The 2,925-nt window shown below is 74.6% G+C and carries 3 protein-coding genes and 1 pseudogene; 1 reads left to right on the top strand and 3 read right to left on the bottom strand.

What is annotated here, in order from left to right; translation table 11 throughout:
* From J7E86_RS18065 to tsaB, 3 genes and pseudogenes are all read right to left on the bottom strand, one after another.
* Nucleotides 1-528 (bottom strand): tRNA (adenosine(37)-N6)-threonylcarbamoyltransferase complex transferase subunit TsaD (locus tag J7E86_RS18065; protein WP_374223818.1); only part of this gene is annotated, 528 nt, incomplete at its 3' end.
* Nucleotides 521-847, bottom strand: a pseudogene (rimI, locus tag J7E86_RS18060) (ribosomal protein S18-alanine N-acetyltransferase); the annotation flags it as partial. The gene J7E86_RS18065 and the pseudogene rimI, both read right to left, overlap by 8 nt.
* Before the next feature lie 623 nt (nucleotides 848-1,470).
* Nucleotides 1,471-2,139: a tRNA (adenosine(37)-N6)-threonylcarbamoyltransferase complex dimerization subunit type 1 TsaB gene (gene tsaB / locus J7E86_RS18050; protein ID WP_215082725.1), complete on the bottom strand. Its 669-nt coding sequence runs from the start codon at nucleotides 2,137-2,139 to the stop codon at nucleotides 1,471-1,473.
* Between the two features lie 129 nt (nucleotides 2,140-2,268).
* Here tsaB and J7E86_RS18045 point away from each other — a divergent pair, with 129 nt between their 5' ends.
* On the top strand, nucleotides 2,269-2,856 hold the full coding sequence (locus J7E86_RS18045; RefSeq protein WP_215082724.1) for a hypothetical protein: 588 nt from the start codon (nucleotides 2,269-2,271) through the stop codon (nucleotides 2,854-2,856).
* Nucleotides 2,857-2,925 lie beyond the last annotated feature (69 nt).

The raw sequence follows: 2,925 nt of genomic DNA, 5'->3' as shown, positions 1-2,925 counted from the left end.
GACGCGGGCGACCTTGTCGAACGCCTCGCCCGCCGCGTCGTCGATCGTCGAGCCCAGCGGGCGGACGTCGGAGGTGATGTCCGGCGCGAGGAGCAGCGAGGAGTGGCCGCCGCTCACCAGCAGGGCCATCGTCGGCTCCGGCAGGGCGCCGTGTTCGAGCTGGTCGACGCAGATGTGGGAGGCGAGGTGGTTGACGCCGTAGAGGGGCTTGCCGAGGGCGTACGCGTACGCCTTGGCCGCCGAGACGCCGACGAGGAGGGCGCCCGCGAGGCCGGGGCCCGCGGTGACGGCGATGCCGTCGAGGTCCTTCGCGCTGACGCCCGCTTCCTTCAGGGCGCGCTGGATGGTCGGGACCATCGCCTCCAGGTGGGCGCGGCTGGCGACCTCCGGGACGACGCCGCCGAAGCGGGCGTGCTCGTCGACGCTGGAGGCGACGGCGTCGGCGAGGAGGGTGTGGCCGCGGACGATGCCGACGCCGGTTTCGTCGCAGGAGGTCTCGATACCGAGGACGAGGGGTTCGTCAGCCATGGGGTGTTCCTTGCACTGCTGAGTGGGGATCGGAGAGGCGCATCACGAGGGCGTCGACGTTGCCCGGCTGGTAGTAGCCGCGGCGGACGCCGACGGGCTCGAAGCCGAAACGCTCGTAGAGGCGCTGGGCGCGGGTGTTGTCCACCCGCACTTCGAGGAGCACCTCGCGGCACTCGAAGGCGGTCGCGGTGGTGAGGAGCTCGGCGAGGAGCCGGGCGCCGAGGCCGGTGCTCCAGTGGTCGTGGGCGACGGCGATGGTCTGGACGTCACCGGTGCCGTCGATGGCGGCGAGGCCGGCGTACCCGACGATGCGGGTGCCTCCGGCGGTTCCGGTTCGGCCTTCGGCCGGGGCGGTGGTGCGGCCTTCGGCCGGGAGGGTGGTGCGGCCTTCAGCCGAGGGCGCGATCCGGCCATCGGCCGAGGCAGTGGTTCGCTCCGTCGCCCCGGGCGCGATGGCGCCGCCCGAGCCGTCGCCTTCGCCGTCCGCGAGTGAGGCGTGCGCGCCGGACGCGGGCGCGAAGGCCCCCGCACCGCCGCCGGCGTCCGGTCCGCTGCCCGCGCCGGCACCAGCGGCACCACTGCCACCCGGGCCACTACCCGCGCCGAAACCACCGGAGGCAAGCGCCCCCCGCGTCCCCGTCTCCGGAGCCGGGTCGCTGCTCGCGGTCAGGTGGCGGCCGGCGACGCCGGCGTCGCCCGCGCCCGGGGCGCCATTGGTCATGGCGGCAGGCGGCGTGCCGTCCCGCTCCGCGTCGTCGCCCATGTCGTCGCCGGTCCACTCCGCCACCACGTACCGCCGGTTGGCGTTCGCACCGCGCGCGTGGGCCAGTTCGGACCAGAAGAGGCCCTTCGACCACGCGTCGTCGGGGAAGAGCGCGCGCTCCAGCTCCAGCACCGGCCCGATGTCCCACCAGCGCATCTCACGGATCCGCACCGTCGCGGTCACTTGGGGGTGACCACCTTGTAGTTGGCGGGCACCTGGGCGTCCGGCCGGCGCAGGTACAGCGGCCGGTCCGGGAGGAACTCCCCGCCTGTGCGGAGCCTCTCCGCGGCGAGCGAGGCCAGGGCGGCCGCGGACTGGTGCTCGGGCATGTCCGCCCGTACGTCCGTGAAGGCGTCGCGGTACAGGACGGCGCCCGCGCCGATCGCGGTGAGGCCGGCGAGCGGTTCGGTGAGGTCGGCGGGGCGGTCCACGGCGGGGTCGGTGACGCGGGTCCGCGGGTCGGCGTAGCGGGCCCAGTAGACCTCCTTGCGGCGCGCGTCCGTGGCGACCACGAATTCGCCCTCCAGGCCGGCCTGCCCGGCCGCGTACGCGATGCCGTCGAGCGAGCACAGGCCGTGGACGGGCACGGACAGCGCGGCGCCGAAGGTCGCGGCGGTCACGATGCCGACCCGCAGGCCGGTGTACGGGCCGGGGCCGACGCCCACGACGATGCCGGTCACCGCGTCCAGCGCGCGCCCCGCCTCGCCGAGCACCCGGTGCACGGCGGGAAGCAGCAGCTCACCGTGGCGGCGCGCGTCGACCTGGGCGGACTCGGCGAGGACTTTGTCGCCGTCGTGGAGGGCGACGGTGACGGCGGGGGTTGCGGTATCAAGAGCGAGCAGCAGCACACTGACAGACTACGGCGCGCCATGGGGCCCGCGGTGCGCGGCTTGGCCTGCGCCGAGGGCGCGGCGGGGGCGTACGCGAGTGCTACGGTCAGCCGCATAGTCGTACGCAGGACGAAAGGGTGCGCAGCCGTGGCACGCAGCAGCTCGGGGATCATCGTGGCCGCGCTCACCGCGGCGGCGCTGGGCGGCGTCGGATTCCTCGCCTTCCAGGCCGAGGCCGCGCCCGACCTCCCGCACCCCTCCGCCTCCTCGCCGTCCGGCAAGGAGAAGGACAAGGGTCAGGGCCAGGGCCCGGCGGCCAAGGACAAGGCCGATCAGGGGAAGGACGCCGCGGCTGCCGTCCCCGCGCACTCCGGCACCGGCGCCCGCGTCGTCTACGCCCTCGCCCAGAAGCGGGTGTGGCTCGTCGGCGCCGACGGGAAGGCCACCCGCAGCTTCGAGGTCGCGCCCAGCACGGTGAACCCGCCCCTGGGCGGGTACAAGGTGACCTCCCGGTCCCCCACCGGTACGGGCTCGGACGGCATCCCGGTCGAGCACATCGTGCGCTTCCACCAGGACGCGAACGGCGTCGTCTTCGGCTTCAGCGCCGCGGTCGACGGCTCCTCGCCGAACCCGGCCGCGACGAAGAAGACCGGTGGCATCCGGGAGCGTCCGGCGGACGGCCTGGCGCTGTGGAACGTCGCGGTCAACAACGCGAAGGTGGTCGTCGTCCCGTAGAACGGGCCCGACGGCTCGTTCGCACGCTCCGGCGGCCCTGCCGCCACGCCGTGTTCGGCGGATCTTGTG

Origin of the sequence: Streptomyces sp. ISL-11 (assembly GCF_018614525.1) — a bacterium.
Lineage (GTDB): Bacteria > Actinomycetota > Actinomycetes > Streptomycetales > Streptomycetaceae > Streptomyces.
The sequence above is the reverse complement of the archived record's forward strand: the minus strand, read 5'-3'. Positions and strand labels throughout refer to the sequence as shown.